The sequence below is a fragment of the Geodermatophilus sp. URMC 64 genome, assembly GCF_053502555.1.
Genome location: NZ_CP199955.1, coordinates 2,057,257 through 2,075,581 on the forward strand (window position 1 = coordinate 2,057,257; position 18,325 = coordinate 2,075,581).

The window sequence follows — 18,325 nt, forward strand, 5'->3', positions numbered from 1 at the left end:
CGCCCAGCATCCCGGGGGGCTCCACCGAATTACCGGCGTGTCAGACCACCGACCTAATCTGGACCCCGTGCCCGACCCGTCCACGTACCGACCGGCGGTCGGCAGCATCCCGGAGTCGCCGGGGGTCTACAAGTTCCGCGACCCGAGCGGCCGGGTCATCTACGTCGGCAAGGCCAAGAGCCTGCGCCAGCGGCTGAACAGCTACTTCGCCGACGTCGCCGGCCTGCACCCGCGCACCCGCCAGATGGTGACGACGGCGGCGAGCGTCGAGTGGACCGTCGTCGGCACCGAGGTCGAGGCCCTCCAGCTCGAGTACAACTGGATCAAGGAGTTCGACCCCCGCTTCAACGTCCGCTACCGCGACGACAAGAGCTACCCGTCGCTGGCCGTGACGCTGAACGAGGAGTTCCCGCGCCTGCAGGTCATGCGCGGTCCCAAGCGGAAGGGCGTCCGCTACTTCGGCCCGTACGCGCACGCCTGGGCGATCCGCGAGACCCTCGACACGCTCACCCGCGTCTTCCCCGCCCGCACCTGCTCCAACGGCGTCTTCAAGCGCGCCGGCCAGATCGGCCGCCCGTGCCTGCTCGGCTACATCGGCAAGTGCTCGGCTCCCTGCGTCGGCCGGGTCAGCGCCGAGGAGCACCGCGAGATCGTCGACGACTTCGTCGACTTCATGGCCGGCCGCACCGACCTCATGGTCAAGCGGCTCGAACGCGAGATGGCCGCGGCGTCGGAGGCCCTGGAGTTCGAGAAGGCCGCCCGGCTGCGCGACGACCTCGGCGCCCTGCGCCGCGCCATGGAGAAGCAGGCCGTCGTCCTCGGCGACGGCACGGACGCCGACGTCGTCGCCTTCGCCCAGGACGAGCTGGAAGCCGCCGTCCAGGTCTTCCACGTCCGCGGCGGGCGGGTGCGCGGCCAGCGCGGCTGGATCATCGACAAGGTCGAGGAGGTCACCACCGGCGAGCTGGTCGAGCAGTTCCTGCTGCAGGTCTACGGCGGGGTCGACGAGGAGACGGGGGTCGGCGAGGCGGGGGAGATGGTCCCCAAGGAGGTCCTCGTCCCGGAGCTGCCGGACGACGCCGACGTCTACGAGGAGCTGCTCAGCGAGCTGCGCGGCAGCCGGGTGAGCCTGCGGGTGCCGCAGCGCGGCGACAAGCGCAGCCTGCTGGAGACCGTCGAACGCAACGCCAAGGAGGCCTTCGCCCGCCACCGGGTGAAGCGCGCCAGCGACCTCACCGCCCGCAGCCTCGCGCTGCAGGAGCTCCAGGAGGCCCTCGACCTCCCCGACGCGCCGCTGCGGATCGAATGCATGGACGTCTCGCACGTCCAGCAGACCAACGTGGTGGCCAGCATGGTGGTCTTCGAGGACGGCCTGCCGAAGAAGTCCGACTACCGCCGCTTCTCCGTCACACACGGAACCGACGACACCGCGGCGATGGCCGAGGTGGTCCGCCGCCGCTTCGCCCGCCACCTCAAGGAGGAGGCCGACCGGCGCGACGAGCAGGGCATCGCCGCCGAGGAGGGCCGGCCGCGCAAGTTCGCCTATCCGCCGAACCTCCTCGTCGTCGACGGCGGCGCGCCGCAGGTGGCCGCGGCGGCCCGGTCGCTCGACGAACTCGGCATCGTCGACGTCGCCGTCTGCGGCCTGGCCAAGCGCATGGAGGAGGTCTGGCTCCCCGGCGAGCCCGATCCGGTGATCCTGCCGCGCACCTCGGAGGGGCTCTACCTGCTGCAGCGGGTCCGGGACGAGGCCCACCGGTTCGCGATCACCTACCACCGGCAGAAGCGGTCGACCAGCATGCTGGTGTCGCTCCTGGACGACGTCCCCGGCCTCGGGGACACCCGGCGGAAGGCGCTGATGAAGAAGTTCGGCTCGCTCAAGCGGCTGCGTGCCGCGACGGTCGAGGAGCTCATGACCGTCCCCGGCATCGGCCGGCGGACGGCGGAGGCGGTGCAGGCGGCCATCGCTGAGCCGTCGGTGGAGCCCGCCGAATCGACGCTGGCCCCCGACGGGCCGGCCGAGCGCGGCGCGCCGACCCCGGACGCCGGCGACACCGCCGAGGTGGGCCGCGTGGGAGCGGCCCGGTGACGCCGGCCGGGCAGCAGGGTCCGCAGAACGACGTCCGCCCCTCGCTCGACCCCACGTCGACCGAGACGCCGCCGCTCGAGGTCGTCGTCGTCACGGGGCTGTCGGGGGCGGGCAAGAACAGCGCCGGCCGGGTGCTCGAGGACCTCGGCTGGTTCGTCGTCGACAACCTGCCGCCGGCGCTGCTGCTGCCGATGGTCGAGCTCGGTGCCCGCGGCGACATCCGCCGCTTCGCCGCCGTCGTCGACGTGCGCAGCCGGGCGTTCACCAGCGACCTGCAGGAGGCGATCCGGGTCCTCGCGGAGGCCGGCCACCGGCCGCGGGTACTCTACGTGCACGCCCGCGACGAGGTGCTGATCCGCCGGTACGAGTCCAACCGCCGGGAGCACCCGCTGCAGGGCAGCGGTCGGCTCAGCGACGGCATCTCGGCCGAGCGGGCGCTGCTCGCCGGCATCGCGGGCGAGGCCGACCTCTGGGTGGACACCAGCGACCTCAACGTCCACCAGCTGCGCGCCACGCTGGAGAACGCCTTCGCCCGCGAGGGGCAGACCCCGCCGCTGACCGCGACCGTGCTCAGCTTCGGCTTCAAGTACGGGCTGCCGCTGGACGCCGACCTGGTGGTCGACGCCCGCTTCCTGCCCAACCCGCACTGGATCCCCGAGCTGCGGCCGAAGACCGGTCGCGACGCGGAGGTCCGCGACTACGTCCTGGGTCAGGACGACGCCACCGAGTTCCTCGACCGCTACACCGACGTGCTGCGCGTGCTCGTCCCCGGCTACCGCCGCGAGGGCAAGCGGTACCTGACGCTCGCCGTGGGCTGCACGGGCGGCAAGCACCGCAGCGTCGCCATCGCCGAGGAGTTCGCCCGCCGGCTCTCCGACGAGGGGGTCGCCGCCGTCGCCCGGCACCGCGACCTGGGCCGCGAGTGACGGGGCCGCACCCGCGGGTGGTCGCCTTCGGGGGCGGGCACGGGCTGGCCGCGGCGCTGGCCGCGTGGCGGCGGATCACGCCCGAGCTCACCGCGGTGGTCACCGTCGCCGACGACGGCGGCTCCTCCGGCCGGATCCGGCGGGAGCTGCCCGTCCTGCCGCCGGGCGACCTGCGGATGGCGCTGGCCGCGCTCGCCGGCGAGGGGGAGCGGCCCTCCTCGATCGCCGCGCTGCTGCAGCACCGGTTCGGCGGCACCGGCGTCCTGGCCGGGCACCCGGTCGGCAACCTGGTCCTCACCGGGCTGGCCGACATGTACGGCGGCGACACGGTGCGCGCTCTCGACGAGCTGTGCGCGCTCCTGGCCGCCCACGGCCGCGTCCTGCCGATGGCCGACGTCCCGCTCGACCTGGTGGCCCGGGTGGAGAGCGTCGACCCCGACGACCCCGCCCGCACGCGGACCATCCGCGGGCAGGTCGCGGTCGCGACCACGCCCGGCCGGGTCCGCGACATCCTCGTCTCGCCGCCCGACCCGCCGGTCAACGGGGCCGTCCTCGACGCGATCGCCGCGGCCGACGTCGTCTCGCTCGGCCCCGGCTCCTGGTACACCTCCGTGCTGCCGCACCTGCTCGTGCCCCGGCTGCGCGCGGCGCTGGAGCGCAGCACCGCCCGGAAGGTGGTCGTCCTGAACCTGGAGCCGCAGCCCGGTGAGACCGACGGATTCAGCCCTGAGGAGCACCTCCGCGTGCTGCAGGCACACCTCGGCGGAGTGGCGTTGCACACGGTGATCGCCGATGAGGAATCGGTGGTTGACCGCCATGGTCTCCTAACTGCAGTGCGCGAGTGCGGCGCCGAGCTCGTCCTGGCTCCGGTGGCCGAGCTCGACGGCACACCACGGCACGATCCCGAGCGGCTTGCCGGTGCCCTGGCCTCCGTGGTCGGGGCACGCTGAAGGAGTAGGTGTGCTCGGCCGGGTATCGGAACGGGCGGTGCCCGGCAGGGGTACGAGGGGGAAAGGAACTCCGCACATGGCGATGACCGCAATGGTCAAGGACGAGCTCTCACGGGTGGAGTGCACGAAGACCTCGGAGCGCAAGGCCGAGGTCACCGCGCTGCTGCGCTTCTCCGGCGGGCTGCACATCGTCGGCGGCCGGGTCGTCATCGAGGCCGAGCTGGACACCGGCTCGGTCGCCCGCCGGCTGCGCCGCGACATCAGCGAGGTGTACGGCTACACGAGCGGGGTGAGCGTGCTGGCCGGCGGCAACATCCGCCGCGGCGTGCGCTACCTGGTGCGGATCGCCAAGCACGGCGAGGGCCTGGCCCGGCAGACCGGCCTGGTCGACCAGCGCGGCCGCCCCGTCCGCGGCCTGCCGCCCGCGGTGGTCTCCGGCAGCATCAACGACGCCGAGGCCGCCTGGCGCGGCGCCTTCCTGGCCCACGGCTCGCTCACCGAGCCGGGCCGCTCCTCCTCCCTCGAGGTCACCTGCCCGGGCCCCGAGGCGGCCATGGCCCTCGTCGGCGCCGCCCGCCGGCTGGGCATCGCCGCCAAGGCCCGCGAGGTCCGCGGCGCCGACCGGGTCGTCGTCCGGGACGGCGACGCGATCAGCGCGCTGCTGACCCGCATGGGCGCCCACGACGCCGTCCTGGCCTGGGAGGAGCGGCGGATGCGCCGCGAGGTCCGGGCCACCGCCAACCGGCTGGCCAACTTCGACGACGCCAACCTGCGCCGCTCGGCCCGGGCCGCGGTCGCGGCCAGCGCCCGCGTGGAGCGCGCGCTGGAGATCCTGGCCAACGACGCGCCCGAGCACCTGCTGGTCGCCGGCCGGCTGCGCCTCGAGCACGGCCAGGCCTCCCTGGAGGAGCTCGGCCAGCGCGCCGACCCGCCGATGACCAAGGACGCCGTCGCGGGCCGGATCCGCCGGCTGCTGGCGATGGCCGACAAGCGCGCCAAGGACCTCGGCATCCCGGACACGGAGTCCGCCGTCACCGACGACATGCTGGCCCAGTAGTAGAAGGACCACCCTGCCCCCCACGCCTCGCGCGCTCGGCGCGGGTCCCTGCAGGGTGGCCGTTCCAGTTCGTCACCGGCTCGCGGCGGGACCCCGCAGGAGGGCCGCTCCAGCACGTCGCCCGGGACCGATAGGGTTTCCCGCGGAGCGAGGCCGCGCGCCATGCGCGGCCCCCTGAGGCGACGACCGCTTCCGACAGAGGCATGGAGGTTCCTCGTGACGGTCCGGGTAGGCATCAACGGGTTCGGGCGCATCGGCCGCAACTTCTATCGGGCGGCTGCCGCCAGCGGCGCCGACGTCGAGATCGTGGCGGTCAACGACCTGACCACCCCCGAGACGCTGGCGCACCTGCTGAAGTACGACAGCATCCTGGGCAAGTTCCCCGAGGAGGTCACCGCCGTCGGCGACGGGATCAAGGTCGGCGGCGCCACCCTCAAGGTGCTCGCCGAGCGCGACCCGGCCGGCCTCCCCTGGGGTGAGCTGGGCGTGGACGTCGTCGTCGAGTCCACCGGCTTCTTCACCAAGGCCGAGGACGCGCGCAAGCACGTGGACGCCGGCGGAGCCAAGAAGGTCGTGATCTCCGCGCCGGCCACCGGCGACGACCTCACGATCGTCATGGGCGTCAACGACCACCTGTACGACGGCTCGCAGACGATCATCAGCAACGCGTCCTGCACCACGAACTGCCTGGCCCCGCTGGCCAAGGTGCTCAACGACGCCTTCGGCATCGAGCGCGGCCTGATGACCACGATCCACGCCTACACCGCGGACCAGAACCTGCAGGACGGCCCGCACAAGGACCTCCGCCGGGCCCGCGCCGCCGCGCTCAACATGGTGCCGACCTCCACCGGCGCCGCGAAGGCCATCGGGCTCGTCCTGCCCGAGCTGAAGGGCAAGCTCGACGGCTACGCCATCCGCGTCCCGGTGCCCACCGGCTCGGCGACCGACCTCACCGTCCAGCTGACCCGCGAGGCCTCGGCCGAGGACATCGACGCCGCGTACCGCGAGGCCGCGGCCGGTCCGCTGGGCAAGTACCTCACCTACACGGACGCCCCGATCGTCTCCTCCGACATCGTCACCGACCCGTCGTCCTGCATCTACGACGCGAAGCTGACCAAGGTCTTCGGTCCGATGGCCAAGGTGCTCGGCTGGTACGACAACGAGTGGGGCTACTCCAACCGCCTCGTCGACTCCGTCGAGCTGGTCGGCAACTCGCTCTGATGCGTTCCCTCGACGACCTGCTCGCCGACGGGGTCTCGGGTCGGCGCGTGTTCCTGCGCGCCGACCTGAACGTCCCGCTGGACAAGAGCACGCGGGCGATCACCGACGACGGCCGGATCCGGGCCAGCCTGCCCACGCTGCGGGCGCTGCGCGACGCCGGCGCACGGGTGGTCGTCGCCGCGCACCTCGGCCGGCCGAAGGGCGCGCCGGACCCGCAGTACTCGCTGGCCCCGGTCGCCGGCCGCCTGGGCGAGCTGCTGGGTGCCGAGGTGCCGCTCGCCGGCGACGTCGCGGGGGACGACGCGCGGGCCAGGGCCGAGGGGCTGAAGGACGGCGACGTCCTGCTCCTGGAGAACGTCCGCTTCGAGGCGGCCGAGACGGCCAAGGACGACGCCGAGCGCGGCGCGCTGGCCGACCGGCTGGCCGGGCTCGCCGACGTGTACGTGGACGACGCGTTCGGCGCCGTGCACCGCAAGCACGCGTCGGTCTACGACATCGCCGAGCGGCTGCCGCACTACGCCGGGCGGCTGGTCGCCCGCGAGCTCGAGGTGCTGCAGAAGCTCACCACCGATCCCGACCGGCCCTACGTCGTGGTGCTCGGCGGCTCCAAGGTCAGCGACAAGCTCGCCGTCATCGAGGCGCTGCTGCCCAAGGTCGACCGGCTGCTGGTCGGCGGCGGCATGTGCTTCACCTTTCTCCGGGCGCAGGGCCACGAGGTCGGCAAGTCGCTGCTGGAAGCCGACCAGGTCGACACCTGCAAGCGGCTGCTCGCCGAGGCGGGCGACCGGATCGTGCTGCCGGTCGACGTGGTCTGCGCGCCGGAGTTCAGCGCCGACGCCCCGACCACCACGGTCGGCGCGGACGCGATCCCCGGCGACCAGCTGGGCTTGGACGTCGGGCCCCGCACGGTCGAGCTGTTCGGCCGCGAGCTGGCCGGGGCGCGCACCGTCTTCTGGAACGGCCCGATGGGCGTGTTCGAGCTGGCGCCGTTCGCCGCCGGGACCGAGGGCGTCGCGCGCGCCGTCGCCGCCGTCGACGGGCTCTCCGTGGTCGGGGGTGGCGACTCCGCCGCCGCGGTCCGGCAGCTCGGCCTCGACGAGTCCGCGTTCGGGCACATCAGCACCGGCGGCGGCGCCTCGCTGGAGTTCCTCGAGGGCCGCGAGCTGCCCGGCCTCGCGGTGCTGGCCGGCTGATGGCGCGCACCGCACCGGCGCCGAAGCGGGAGGGCCGCCGTCCGCTCATCGCCGGCAACTGGAAGATGCACCTGTCCCACCTCGAGGCCATCGGGCTGGTGCAGAAGCTGGTCTTCAGCCTGCCCGAGCAGGTGCTCGACACCACCGAGATGGTCGTGCTGCCGCCGTTCACCGCGCTGCGCAGCGTGCAGACGCTGGTCACCGGCGACAGGCTGCCCGTCGGCTTCGGCGCGCAGGACCTCTCGGTGCACGACTCCGGTGCCTACACCGGCGAGATCAGCGGGGCGATGCTCGCCGCGCTGGCCTGCAGCTACGTCGTCGTCGGGCACTCCGAGCGGCGGGCGCTGCACGGTGAGGACGACGCGCTGGTCGGCCGCAAGGTGCAGGCCGCCCTGCGGCACGAGCTGACGCCGATCCTCTGCGTGGGCGAGGGCCTGGACATCCGCCGCGCGCAGGAGCACGTCGGGCACTGCACCGCCCAGCTCGACGCCGCCCTCGACGGGCTGACCGCCGAGCAGGTGCGGCGCGTGGTGATCGCCTACGAGCCGGTCTGGGCGATCGGGACCGGCGAGGTGGCCACCCCGGACGATGCGCAGGAGGTCTGCGGGGCACTGCGTGCGCGGCTCGCCGAGCGCTTCGGCCCGGAGACGGGCTCGAGCGTCCGTATCCTCTACGGGGGATCGGTCAAGGCCGGGAACACGGCCGGGATCCTGGCCGGGCCGGACGTCGACGGAGCCCTCGTCGGCGGCGCCAGCCTGGACGCCGACGAGTTCGCACAGATCTGCCGGATCGCGGCCGACGGCGGCTGACCGCCGCCCCGCCGCTCCGGCGGCAGGGGGAGTGGCAGTGGGGGGCGTCCTCGAGCGCGTGCCGTCGTGGGCGCGGGGCCGGTCGCGCACCCTGGGTGTCCTCGGCGCCCTCGTGCTGGTCGTCGTGCTGGCGGTCAGCTGCAGCGGCGGGTCCAGCGGCACCGTCGACGTCCCGGTGCAGGGCGGCGGCACGAACGCCGGGATCGACGGCGTCCGCGCGCCCTCGGACGAGACCGGCGGCACGCTCCGGGTGGTCGCCGCGCAGGTCGACAGCCTCGACCCCCAGCGCTCCTACTCGCCGGGCGTGTGGAACCTCATGCGGCTCTACGTCCGCACGCTCGTCACCTACGACCCCGAGCCCGGCGCGACCGGCCGGCTCGTCCCCGACCTGGCCACCGACCTCGGCACCACCCCGGACGGCGGCTCGACCTGGACGTTCACCCTCCGCGAGGGCGTGGCGTTCGAGAACGACCGGCCGATCACCGCGCGGGACGTGAAGTACGGCATCGAGCGCTCCTTCGCCTCCGACGTCGTGGTGGGCGGCCCGACCTACGTCGTCGACCTGCTCGACGACCCGGCCAACCCCTACGCCGGCCCGTACCAGGACGAGGCCCCCGACAGGCTCGGCCTCGGGGCGATCGAGACCCCCAACGACCGGACGATCGTGTTCCACCTGCGCACACCGCAGCCGGACTTCCCGTTCGTCATGGCGCTGCCGTCGAGCAGCCCGGTGCCGATCGAGGCGGACAAGGGCGGGGACTACGGCGCCGACCCGGCCTCCTCCGGGCCGTACGTGATCACCTCGGTCGATCCGCAGACCGGGATCCTGCTCGAGCGCAACCCCAGCTGGGACCCGGCGACCGACGACGTCCGCACGGCGCTGCCCGAGTCGGTCGTCGTCCGGACCGGGCTGACCGGCGTCGAGCGCGACCAGGCGCTGCTCGCCGGCTCGGCCGACGTCGACCTCTCCGGTGCCGGCGTGCAGCCGGCGACCACCGCCCGGCTCGCCGAGGACGGCGACCCGCCGCTGGCCGACCGCGCGGACGACGTCACCACCGGGGCGATGCGGCTGCTCGCGCTGCCCACCAACGTCGCGCCGTTCGACAACCCCGACTGCCGGGCCGCGGTCGCCGCCGCCGTCGACCGCCGCGACCTGCAGAAGGTGCTGGGCGGGGCGGGCAACGCCGTCCGCAGCTCCGTCCTGTGGCCGCGCGGCCTGCCCGGCGGGCCCGAGGACCCCGACCCGCGGCCCGACCTCGACGCGGCGCGGGCCTCGCTCGAGGCGTGCGGGCAGCCCGACGGGTTCCCGACGGTCCTGGCCGTCGCCGACGCGCCGAGCAGCGTGGACCTGGCGAACGCGGTCGCCGGCCAGCTCGGCGAGATCGGCATCGAGGTCGAGGTCCGGCCGCTGGACCCGGCCACCTTCTACGCCAAGGACGTCGGCAACCCGGACAACGTGGCCGCCAACGGCTTCGGCATCGTGCTGGCCACCTGGACGGCGGACTTCCCGACCCCGGGCTCCTTCCTCGCGCCGCTGGTCGACGGGCGCAGCGTGCGGCCGGTCGGCAACACCAACTACGCGCGGCTGACCGACCCGGCCGTCGACGGCCTCGTCGACACCGCCCGGAAGGCGCCCGACGCGGAGGCGGCCCTGACGGCGTGGGCCGACGTCGCGACCGCCGCGGGGGAGACCGCCGCCTACGTGCCGCTGGCCGAGACCCGCATCCAGCTGATCGCCGGACAACGGTTGCGCAACGGGCTGGTGATGCAGCCGTACGGCGGCTACGACCTCGCCACCGCCGGGGTCCGCTGAGCGTCGGATACCCTCGTCGCCATGGTCGAGCTGATCCTGAACGTGCTGCTGGTGCTCAGCAGCCTGCTGCTGGTGGTGCTGATCCTGCTGCACCGCGGCAAGGGCGGCGGCCTGTCCTCGATGTTCGGCGGCGCGGTCTCCTCGTCGCTGGCCGGCTCCTCGGTGGTCGAGAAGAACCTCAACCGGCTCACCGTGTTCTGCGGCGTGATCTGGGCGGTGTGCATCGTCGCGCTGGGCATCCTGCTCAAGGTCTGACCGCCCGGCGCGCGCGAAACTGCGAGGGAGATCGCACGCCGAGGCCCTAGACTGCGCGCGCGGCCCCTCGTCGGCCGCCCCGTTCCAGAGATCAGGGAGCGCTCGTGGCTGGTGGCAACGCGATCCGGGGCACCCGGGTCGGAGCAGGTCCGATGGGTGAAGCCGAGCGCGGCGAGGCTGCGCCGCGGCACCGCGTCGCCTTCTGGTGCGCCAACGGGCACGAGACCCGGGTGGCCTTCGCCACGGACGCCGACATCCCCGAGCTGTGGGACTGCCCCCGCTGCGGCCTGCCCGCCGGCCAGGACCGGGAGGACCCGCCGCCGGCGCCGCGCACCGAGCCGTACAAGACCCACCTCGCCTACGTGCGCGAGCGGCGCAGCGACGCCGACGGCGACGCGCTGCTCGAGGAGGCCCTCAGCCGGCTGCAGGCCCGCCGCGGCGGCTGAGTCCTAGCGGCCGGCCCGCGCCCAGCGGGCCTCGAGGACGTCCCAGTACTCGTCGCGCGGGTGCTCGCGGCGGGGCCGCCGCACGGGCTCGCTCGCCGGTCGCGGGGCGGGGATGACAGCGGCGGCGGTCAGGGCTGCGGTCATGGCGGGATCTCCTTCGACAGTCGGGAAGTGTGGCCCGGCAACAGCGTGCGGTCGACCTCTTGTGCGGCACGTGCGGCTTTCTCGGATCACCGCCGCGCGGCGCGCGCACGCTGTCAGCGGACGCGCACCAGGTGGTCGGTGGTCAGGAACGCCCGGCGCAGGTCGTCGCTGAGGCCGTCGAACGGCGTCGCCTGCGACCGGTGCTCGGCGATCGCCGCCTCGCGGACGTCGAGGACGTCGGCCACGTCGAGGACGTCGGTCACGTCGGCGTCCGGCCGGCCGAGGACGGCGGGGTCGATCGCGTGGTAGGCGTCGTCGGCGCGGGCGGTCTGCGTCTCGGCCAGCCACCGCCGCATCAGCGAGTTGGGCAGGCAGTGCTCGTACAGCGCCGGCCCGGGAGCGCCTTCCAGGGCGCGGTGCACCGCGTCCCGCACGTGCCGGTGGTCGCGGTGCCCGTCGCTGCCGTCGAGGGTGACGACGACGGTGGGCCGCAGGTCGGCGAGCAGGCGGGCGAGGACGCCGGCGACCTCGGCCACCGGCACGGCGCACAGCGAGCCGGCCGGGGCCTCGCCGTCGAAGCCGGAGTCCCGGTAGCCGAGCAGCTCCACGCGATCGGCGCCGAGCCGGGCGGCCGCCCGGTGCAGCTCGGCCTCCCGCACCGCGCCGAGGTCGCCGCACTCCGGGGCACCGGGTCGCAGCTCCCCGGCCTCGCCGCGGGTGGCGCACGCGACGGTCACCCGGGCGCCGAGCCGGGCGGCGCGGGCGATCACCGAGCCGCAGCCGAAGGCCTCGTCGTCGGGGTGGGCCACGACGACCAGCCAGCGGTCGCCGGGCGCGATGGTGGAGAGGGGGTCCGCCTCGGTCATGGCGCCATCGTCGGCGGCGCCTCTGACGCGGCGCTTGCGGTCGGCTGATCCGCTCCGTCCGTCGCCTCCACCGCCCGAGCCCGGATCCGCTCGAGCGCCGGGACCCAGTAGCTCTCGGCGAGCTGGGCGACGGCCAGGCCCGCCTCGCAGAAGGCCAGTGCCTGCGCGGGGTCCCCGGCGCGCAGGACCACGTCGGCGAGCAGGCCGAGCAGCACGGAGCGGCCCCCGGCCAGGCCGTGCCCGACCAGCTCGGCGTGCGCCGCGCGCATCCCGGCCAGCCCGGCCGCCGGATCCTGCGCGGCCGTCAGCCAGTGCTCCGCGAAACGGACGACGGCCGACGGGTAGCGGAGGCGTTCCCACGACCCGCCCAGCGGCAGGTCGACGAGCGCCCGCACCCGGGCGCGGTCGCCGTCCATGAGGGCCAGGACGAGCGCCCAGCGGCGGGCGAACCCGGCCGCGCCCAGCCCGGCGGCCCGGCCCTCGACCAGCGCCCGGTCGGACAGCGCGAACGCCTCATCCCGGCGGCCCACGTGCCAGGAGCACAGGGCCCGCACCACCGCGATCCGGGTGGGCGGCGAGAACGCCAGCGAGCGGCTCAGGTCCACCCGGCCGCGGTCGACCAGCGCCTGGGCGCGGTCGAGGTGGGCCATCGCCTCGGCATAGCGGGCCTGTCGCCAGCGGACGACGGCGGACATGTCCTCGGTGAGGTAGCCGGCGGTGTCGTCGTCCACGGCCGCGGCCAGCCGGGCCATGCGGCCCACGCTGACGTCGGCGTCGTCCATCCGGCCGACCTGGCCCTCGAGCATGGTGGCCACCCAGAGCAGCTCCAGGTCGTCGGGCTCGGGGCCGTCCGGCTCCCAGGCGCGGACCAGCCGGCAGTACTCCCGGATGGACGGGGTGTCGTAGCCGCTGGACCACACGTCGGCGTAGGCGATCCGGCTGCGGGCGCGCAGCTCCCGGCGCCGGTCGCCCGGGCCGGCCACGGTGAGGATCTGCTCGTTCGCCTCCCGCAGCGCGTCCAGCGCGGACATGCGGACGGCCGCGTCCGAGGCCCGCTCGAGCCAGGGAAGCGCCGCGGCGCCGCCGTCCAGCGCGCGAGCGGCCAGGTGGTGGTGGGCGATCCGGGAGGCGGCCTGCGGATCGGCGCCCGCCCGCAGCTCGAGCCGCTCGGCCACGGCCCGGTGCAGCCGGGCCAGCCGGGCGCTGGACAGCGACGCCCGGAGCGCCTCCCCCACGAGGGCGTGCGCCACGGCGTAGCTGCCCTCCCCGGTGTCGGCCAGCAGCCGCGCGGCGAGGGCGGTGTCCAGCAGGTCCAGCGCCTGGTCGGCCGGGACGCCCGCCACCGCGGCCAGGTCGTCGGCGGGCAGCGGCGCGCCGGCGACCGCCGCGGCGGTCAGCAGCTCCGGCCCGCCGGGAGGCAGCCGCAGGAACCGCTGGCGCAGCACGTCGAACACCGGCGCCGGGACGCCGCCCACCGGCCGGCCCCGGCCCGCGCCCGGCGTGCCGCCGCCCGCCGCGACCCGCGCCAGCTCCAGCGCGAAGAACGGGTTGCCGTCGGCGCGGGCGACCAGGCCGGCGACCTCGTCGTCCGCGGCTCCGCGCAGCTGGCCGCGGACCAGCCGGGTGACCGCCTCGGGGGGCAGCGGCTCCAGGTCGAGGCGCAGCACCCGCGGCGGCCGGCCGAGCGCGGCCAGGGCGTCGGCGAGCGCCCGTGAGTCGCCCTCCTCGCCGGTGCGCAGCGCGAGGGCGAGGACGGTCGGCGCGGCGGCGACGTCCGCGGCCAGCGCGGTGACCAGCTGCAGGGTCGCGGGGTCGGCCGCGTGCAGGTCGTCGAAGGCGACGAGTGCGGGCGCGGCGGGGCCCACCGCCAGGGCGAGGGCGTCGGCCAGGTGGAGCAGCACCATGGCCGGGTCCACACCGCCCGCCGCGCCGGCCGGGCGCCCGCCGCGGTCGGGGAGCAGCTCCGCGAGCGGGCCGAGCGCGTCGGCCAGGCGCTGGCGTTCCTCCGGGGGCGCGCCGGCGGCCGCGGCGCGGACCATCTGCAGCACCGGCCAGAACGGGGGCGCGGCCAGCCCGTCGCGGCAGGTGGCCGAGCGGACCGTCCCGCCCGCGGCCGCCACCGCCGCGGCCAGGTGGGCGAGCAGCGCCGACTTGCCCATCCCGGCGTCGCCGGTGATCAGCACGACGCAGCCCGCGCCGCGGGCGGCCCCGGCCACCGCGTCGTCGAGCAGCGCCACCTCGGCCTCCCGGCCGACCAGCGGACCGCCCGCGACCGGGCGGGAGGGCACCGGCTCCGGCCGCGGCTGTGCCGGCGCCAGCGCGGGGTCGTGGTCGAGGATCTGTCGTTCCAGTCGCTGCAGCTCCGGCCCCGGGTCCAGGCCGAGCTCGTCGCGCAGCAGCCGGCGCCCCTCCTGCAGGACGGCGAGCGCGTCGGCCTGCCGGCCGGCGAGGTAGAGCGCCCGGGCCAGCTGGGCGCGGGCCTGCTCGCGCAGCGGCTGGGCGGCCACGTGCGGTCGCAGCTCGTCGACGGCGCGCGCGGTGTCGCCGGCGGCCAGCCGCGCGGCGGCCCGCAGCTCGACCGCGGTCAGCCGCAGGCTCTCCAGCCGCTGCACCGTGGCCTGCGCGAACTCCTCGTCGGCGAACTCGGCCAGCGCCGGGCCGCGCCAGAGCCCCAGCGCGTCGTCGAGCAGCGCCGCCGCCCGGCGCGCGTCGGTCGCGAGCAGGCCGCGGGCCCGCTCGACCAGCCCCTCGAAGCGGTCGGCGTCGGAGTCGACGTCGTCCCGGGCGATCCAGTAGCCGGCCGGGGACGTGCGGATGACCGAGTCCTCGCTGCGCGGGGCCCGCTCCGGCTGCAGCGCCCGGCGCAGGTGGGCGACCTTGGTGTGCAGCGCGGCGGTGGCCTTCGGCGGGGGCGTGCCACCCCACAGCAGGTCGACGATCCGGTCGGTGGGGACCACCTCGCCGCGGGCCACCACGAGGATGGCCAGCAGGGCCCGGTTCATCCGGGCGTTGATGTGCACGGGCACGCCGTCCCGGAGGGCCTCCAGCGGCCCGAGGACGCGCACCTCCATGTCAGGCCGCGGTGTCCAGCCGGCTCGCCGCGGCGGCGTCGAGCAGCCATCTCGTCGCGCGCCGCCCGCGGACGGCGCCGGCGGGCAGCTCCTCGCCCGGCGCCCCCCGGACGCCGCGCGCGACCGCTTCGGCCTTGCCCTCGCCGGTCACGAGCAGCCAGACCTCCTCGGCGGAGTTGATCGCCGTGAAGCCGAGGCTCACCCGCGTCGGAGGCGGCTTCGGGCAGTCGTGGACGGCGAACACCGGCCGCTCGTCCCGGGACGCGGGGGAGCCGGGGAAGATCGAGGCCACGTGGCCCTCGGGGCCCATGCCCAGCAGCAGGACGTCGAAGCGGGGGAGCGGACCGCCGTCGGCCGCCGCGGCGAGCTGCTCGGCGTACCAGGCGGCGGCCTCCTCGGGGGTGCCGAAACCGGCGTCGGAGGCGGGCATGGCGTGCACCCGCTCGGCCGGGACGCCGACCGGGTCCAGCAGCGCCCGCCGCGCACCGAGCTCGTTGCGGTCGTCGCTGCCGGCGGGCACGAAGCGCTCGTCGCCCCACCACACGTCGACCGCCGTCCAGTCGACGCGCTCGCGGGCCGGCTCGGCGGCCAGCCCGGCGACGTGCTCGAGCAGCGCGGTGCCGATCCCGCCGCCGGTGAGCACCACCGACGCGGTGCCGTGCACCGCCTGGGCGGCGGCGAGCCGTGCGACCAGCGCCGCCGCGGCCGCCCGGGCCAGCCGGTCGGCGTCGGGCTCGATGACGATGTCGGGCACCTCGACCCCGGCCTCGGCCAGCTCGGCCGCCACCCGCTCCCCCGGTGAGAGCGACATCAGCGCACCGCCTCCTCGTCGGCCGGGGCGGCGGCCGTCGCGGAGCCGGAGCCCTCGGCCCGCTTGCCGGTGGCCCGCTTGCCCGACGGGCGGCTGCCCGCCGGCCGCGTGCTCGCCGGGCGGGCGGTGCCCGGCCGGGCGCTCGCGTCCGGATCGGCCGGGTCGAACCAGACGTGCTCCCGCACGGGGGAGCGGTCGGCCAGGCCGGAGACCCCGGTCGCGGCCTCCAGCGCCTCGCTGTACGGCTCGTCGGGGTCCAGCCGGCGCAGCTCCTCGCCGATCAGGTCGCCCAGCGGCCGGTCGGGCAGCGCGACGTTGGTGTCCGGGCGGAACGGCTGGGTGATCGTCGCGCCGCCCCGCCGGTCGGCCTGCACACGGATCTCCTCGTCCTCGTCGAGCTCCAGGACGACGGCGTCGACGCCGCTCGGTCCCGGCGTGCGCTGGCCCTTGACCACGCCGACCGAGCAGCCGCAGCGCGAGGAGAGCCACCCGGCGAGCAGTTCGGCGGTGGGGTTGCCGGGGTTGCCCTCGACCCGGCCGCCGCGGACCCGCACCGGCTCGCCGCGCCGGCCGGCCACCGAGTCGACGGTGGAGGTGAGCGTGGCCCGCCATGGCGTGCTGCGGGTCCAGGCCAGGTCCGTGTCGCCGGGGGCGTAGTCGTCCGCGCGCGTCTTCAGAGCCGTGATCGGGTCGGCCGCGATCGAGCTGTCGGTGATCCGCCGGTCGGCGATGACCGCCAGCGGATCGGTGGCCATGCGCTCCGGCGGGTCGGCGTGCCACCACGTCACCACGGGGGCGTCGGCGGCCAGCAGCGGCAGCACCACGGACTCGGCGTGCAGCGCGAGCCGGCCGTACATCCGCATGACGACGGCCTCGCCGGGGCCCAGCCGGCCGCCGATGAGCACCTCGGCGTCCAGCCGCGGCTGCGGGGCGTCGATCTGCCGGCGGACGACGACGAGCAGCCGGCAGGGGTGCTGCTCGGCGGCGGCGGTGGCCGCCTCCTCGGCCTCGGCCACCCGGGACTCGTCGGCGACGACGACCAGGGTCAGCGCGACCCCGGACAGCACGGCACCGCCGGTCCGCCGCTGGGCGGCCAGCTCCTTCACGACAGCGGAACCGGTGGTGTCCCAGAGGGTCGTCATGGCCGGCGCCACCTCCTCTTCTCGGCGGCCAGCATCTCCTCGGCGGCCCGGGGACCCCACTCGCCCGCCCGGTAGAAGTGCGGGGTGGTGCCGGCCCAGAACTCCTCCAGCGGGTCGATCACCCGCCACGACGCCTCCACCTCCGCGTTGCGGGGGAAGAGCGTCGCGTCGCCGAGCAGGATGTCGAGCAGCAGCCGCTCGTAGGCCTCGGGGCTGGATTCGGTGAACTGCTCGCCGTAGAGGAAGTCCATCGCCACGTCGCGGACCTCCATGACGCTGCCGGGCACCTTCGACCCGAACTTGAGGGTGACCCCCTCGTCCGGCTGCACGCGCACGACCAGCTGGTTGTTGCCCAGCTCCTCGGTGTCGGTGGGCGCGAAGGGCAGGTGCGGCGCGCGCTGGAACATCAGCGCGATCTCGGTGACCCGGCGGGGGAGCCGCTTGCCGGTGCGCAGGTAGAAGGGCACGCCCGCCCAGCGGCGGGTCTCCACGCCGAGCCGGACGGCGGCGAACGTCTCGATGTTCGACTTCGGGTCGACGCCGTCCTCCTGCCGGTAGCCCTTGGCCCGCTGGCCGGCCAGCCAGCCCTGCTCGTACTGGCCGCGGACGGCGAAGGTCTGCAGGTCCTCGGGCAGCGAGATCGCCCGCAGCACCTTGAGCTTCTCGGTGCGGATCTCCTCGGCGGAGAACTCGACCGGCTCCTCCATGGCGGTGAGCGCGAGCAGCTGCAGCAGGTGGTTCTGCAGCACGTCGCGGGCGGCGCCGGTCTTCTCGTAGAACCCGGCCCGCCCGCCGATGCCGACGTCCTCGGCCATGGTGATCTGCACCGAGTCGACGTGGTGGCCGTTCCAGATCGGCTCGAACAGCTCGTTGGCGAACCGCAGCGCCAGCAGGTTCTGGACCGTCTCCTTGCCCAGGTAGTGGTCGATCCGGAACACGTCCTCGGGGCTGAACACCGAGTCCACCAGCGCGTTGAGCTCGCGGCTGGAGGGCAGGTCGTGGCCGAACGGCTTCTCGACGACGACCCGCCGCCAGCGCTCCGGCGTGCTCTCGGCCATCCGGGTCCGCTGCATCTGCTTGAGGACGACGGGGAACATCGCCGGCGGGATCGACAGGTAGAACGCCGCGTTGCCGCCGATGCCGTGGCTGCCCTCGAGCTCGTTGAGCGTGCCGGCGAGCTCGTCGAAGGCGTTGTCGTCGTCGAACGAGCCCATCACGAAGTGGACGCTGCTGGCCAGCTGGTCCCACACCTCCTCGCGCCACGGCGTCCGGGCGGCGTTGCGGGCGGCGTCCCGGGCCAGGTCGGCGAAGTCGGAGTCCCCCCAGTCGCGGCGGGCGAAGCCGAGCAGCGCGAAGTTGGTCGGCAGCAGGCCCCGGTTGGCCAGGTCGTAGATCGCGGGGAGCAGCTTCTTGCGGGCGAGGTCGCCGGTGATCCCGAAGACCACGAGCGCGCAGGGCTCGGGGACGCGGGGCAGCCGCCGGTCCCGCGGATCGCGCAGCGGGTTGGTGATCATGTGGTTCCTCGGGGTCGG

At 75.3% G+C, this 18,325-nt stretch carries 16 protein-coding genes; 10 read left to right on the plus strand and 6 right to left on the minus strand.

The genetic code is table 11. The features are described from left to right. Positions 1–67 precede the first annotated feature (67 nt). From uvrC to ACWIYF_RS10175, 10 genes are all read left to right on the plus strand, one after another. Positions 68–2,089, plus strand: coding sequence for an excinuclease ABC subunit UvrC (gene uvrC / locus ACWIYF_RS10130; RefSeq protein WP_448627997.1), 2,022 nt, complete (start codon positions 68–70; stop codon positions 2,087–2,089). Continuing rightward, the gene (rapZ, locus tag ACWIYF_RS10135; protein ID WP_448627998.1) at positions 2,086–3,015 is read left to right on the plus strand and encodes an RNase adapter RapZ; all 930 of its coding nucleotides are present in this window, start codon (positions 2,086–2,088) and stop codon (positions 3,013–3,015) included. Before uvrC ends, rapZ begins: the two co-directional genes overlap by 4 nt. Continuing rightward, positions 3,012–3,965 (plus strand): gluconeogenesis factor YvcK family protein, encoded by a 954-nt coding sequence (locus ACWIYF_RS10140; protein ID WP_448627999.1) that lies wholly within the window; start codon positions 3,012–3,014, stop codon positions 3,963–3,965. The genes rapZ and ACWIYF_RS10140 overlap by 4 nt, the downstream gene beginning before the upstream one ends. A gap of 76 nt (positions 3,966–4,041) precedes the next feature. Continuing rightward, positions 4,042–5,022, plus strand: a complete 981-nt coding sequence (gene whiA, locus ACWIYF_RS10145) for a DNA-binding protein WhiA (RefSeq protein ID WP_448628000.1) — start codon at positions 4,042–4,044, stop codon at positions 5,020–5,022. Between the two features lie 216 nt (positions 5,023–5,238). Further along, a complete protein-coding gene (gap, locus tag ACWIYF_RS10150) occupies positions 5,239–6,243 on the plus strand; it encodes a type I glyceraldehyde-3-phosphate dehydrogenase (RefSeq protein ID WP_448628001.1) in 1,005 nt (334 codons plus the stop codon). Further along, complete coding sequence (locus ACWIYF_RS10155) at positions 6,243–7,436, plus strand: phosphoglycerate kinase (protein WP_448628002.1); 1,194 nt, start codon at positions 6,243–6,245, stop codon at positions 7,434–7,436. Before gap ends, ACWIYF_RS10155 begins: the two co-directional genes overlap by 1 nt. Then, a complete protein-coding gene (gene tpiA / locus ACWIYF_RS10160) occupies positions 7,436–8,245 on the plus strand; it encodes a triose-phosphate isomerase (RefSeq protein WP_448628003.1) in 810 nt (269 codons plus the stop codon). The genes ACWIYF_RS10155 and tpiA overlap by 1 nt, the downstream gene beginning before the upstream one ends. Positions 8,246–8,282: 37 nt before the next feature. After that, a complete protein-coding gene (locus ACWIYF_RS10165; RefSeq protein ID WP_448628004.1) occupies positions 8,283–10,058 on the plus strand; it encodes an ABC transporter substrate-binding protein in 1,776 nt (591 codons plus the stop codon). Between the two features lie 21 nt (positions 10,059–10,079). Then, on the plus strand, positions 10,080–10,313 hold the full coding sequence (gene secG / locus ACWIYF_RS10170) for a preprotein translocase subunit SecG (protein WP_448628005.1): 234 nt from the start codon (positions 10,080–10,082) through the stop codon (positions 10,311–10,313). 104 nt (positions 10,314–10,417) lie between these two features. Then, entirely contained in the window at positions 10,418–10,759 is a 342-nt protein-coding gene (locus tag ACWIYF_RS10175; protein ID WP_448628006.1) for an RNA polymerase-binding protein RbpA, read from the plus strand. A gap of 3 nt (positions 10,760–10,762) precedes the next feature. On the opposite strand, the gene ACWIYF_RS10180 is transcribed toward ACWIYF_RS10175, so the two are convergent. From ACWIYF_RS10180 to zwf, 6 genes are all read right to left on the minus strand, one after another. Continuing rightward, a complete protein-coding gene (locus tag ACWIYF_RS10180) occupies positions 10,763–10,903 on the minus strand; it encodes a hypothetical protein (protein ID WP_448628007.1) in 141 nt (46 codons plus the stop codon). A gap of 113 nt (positions 10,904–11,016) precedes the next feature. Then, on the minus strand, positions 11,017–11,769 hold the full coding sequence (locus ACWIYF_RS10185; protein ID WP_448628008.1) for a PIG-L deacetylase family protein: 753 nt from the start codon (positions 11,767–11,769) through the stop codon (positions 11,017–11,019). Continuing rightward, positions 11,766–14,840, minus strand: a complete 3,075-nt coding sequence (locus ACWIYF_RS10190; protein WP_448628009.1) for a BTAD domain-containing putative transcriptional regulator — start codon at positions 14,838–14,840, stop codon at positions 11,766–11,768. Before ACWIYF_RS10190 ends, ACWIYF_RS10185 begins: the two co-directional genes overlap by 4 nt. 1 nt (position 14,841) lies before the next feature. Beyond that, on the minus strand, positions 14,842–15,651 hold the full coding sequence (gene pgl / locus ACWIYF_RS10195) for a 6-phosphogluconolactonase (protein ID WP_448628010.1): 810 nt from the start codon (positions 15,649–15,651) through the stop codon (positions 14,842–14,844). Then, entirely contained in the window at positions 15,651–16,793 is a 1,143-nt protein-coding gene (locus ACWIYF_RS10200; protein WP_448628011.1) for a glucose-6-phosphate dehydrogenase assembly protein OpcA, read from the minus strand. Before ACWIYF_RS10200 ends, pgl begins: the two co-directional genes overlap by 1 nt. Then, positions 16,790–18,307, minus strand: a complete 1,518-nt coding sequence (gene zwf, locus ACWIYF_RS10205) for a glucose-6-phosphate dehydrogenase (protein WP_448628012.1) — start codon at positions 18,305–18,307, stop codon at positions 16,790–16,792. Before zwf ends, ACWIYF_RS10200 begins: the two co-directional genes overlap by 4 nt. Between the last annotated feature and the right edge of the window lie 18 nt (positions 18,308–18,325).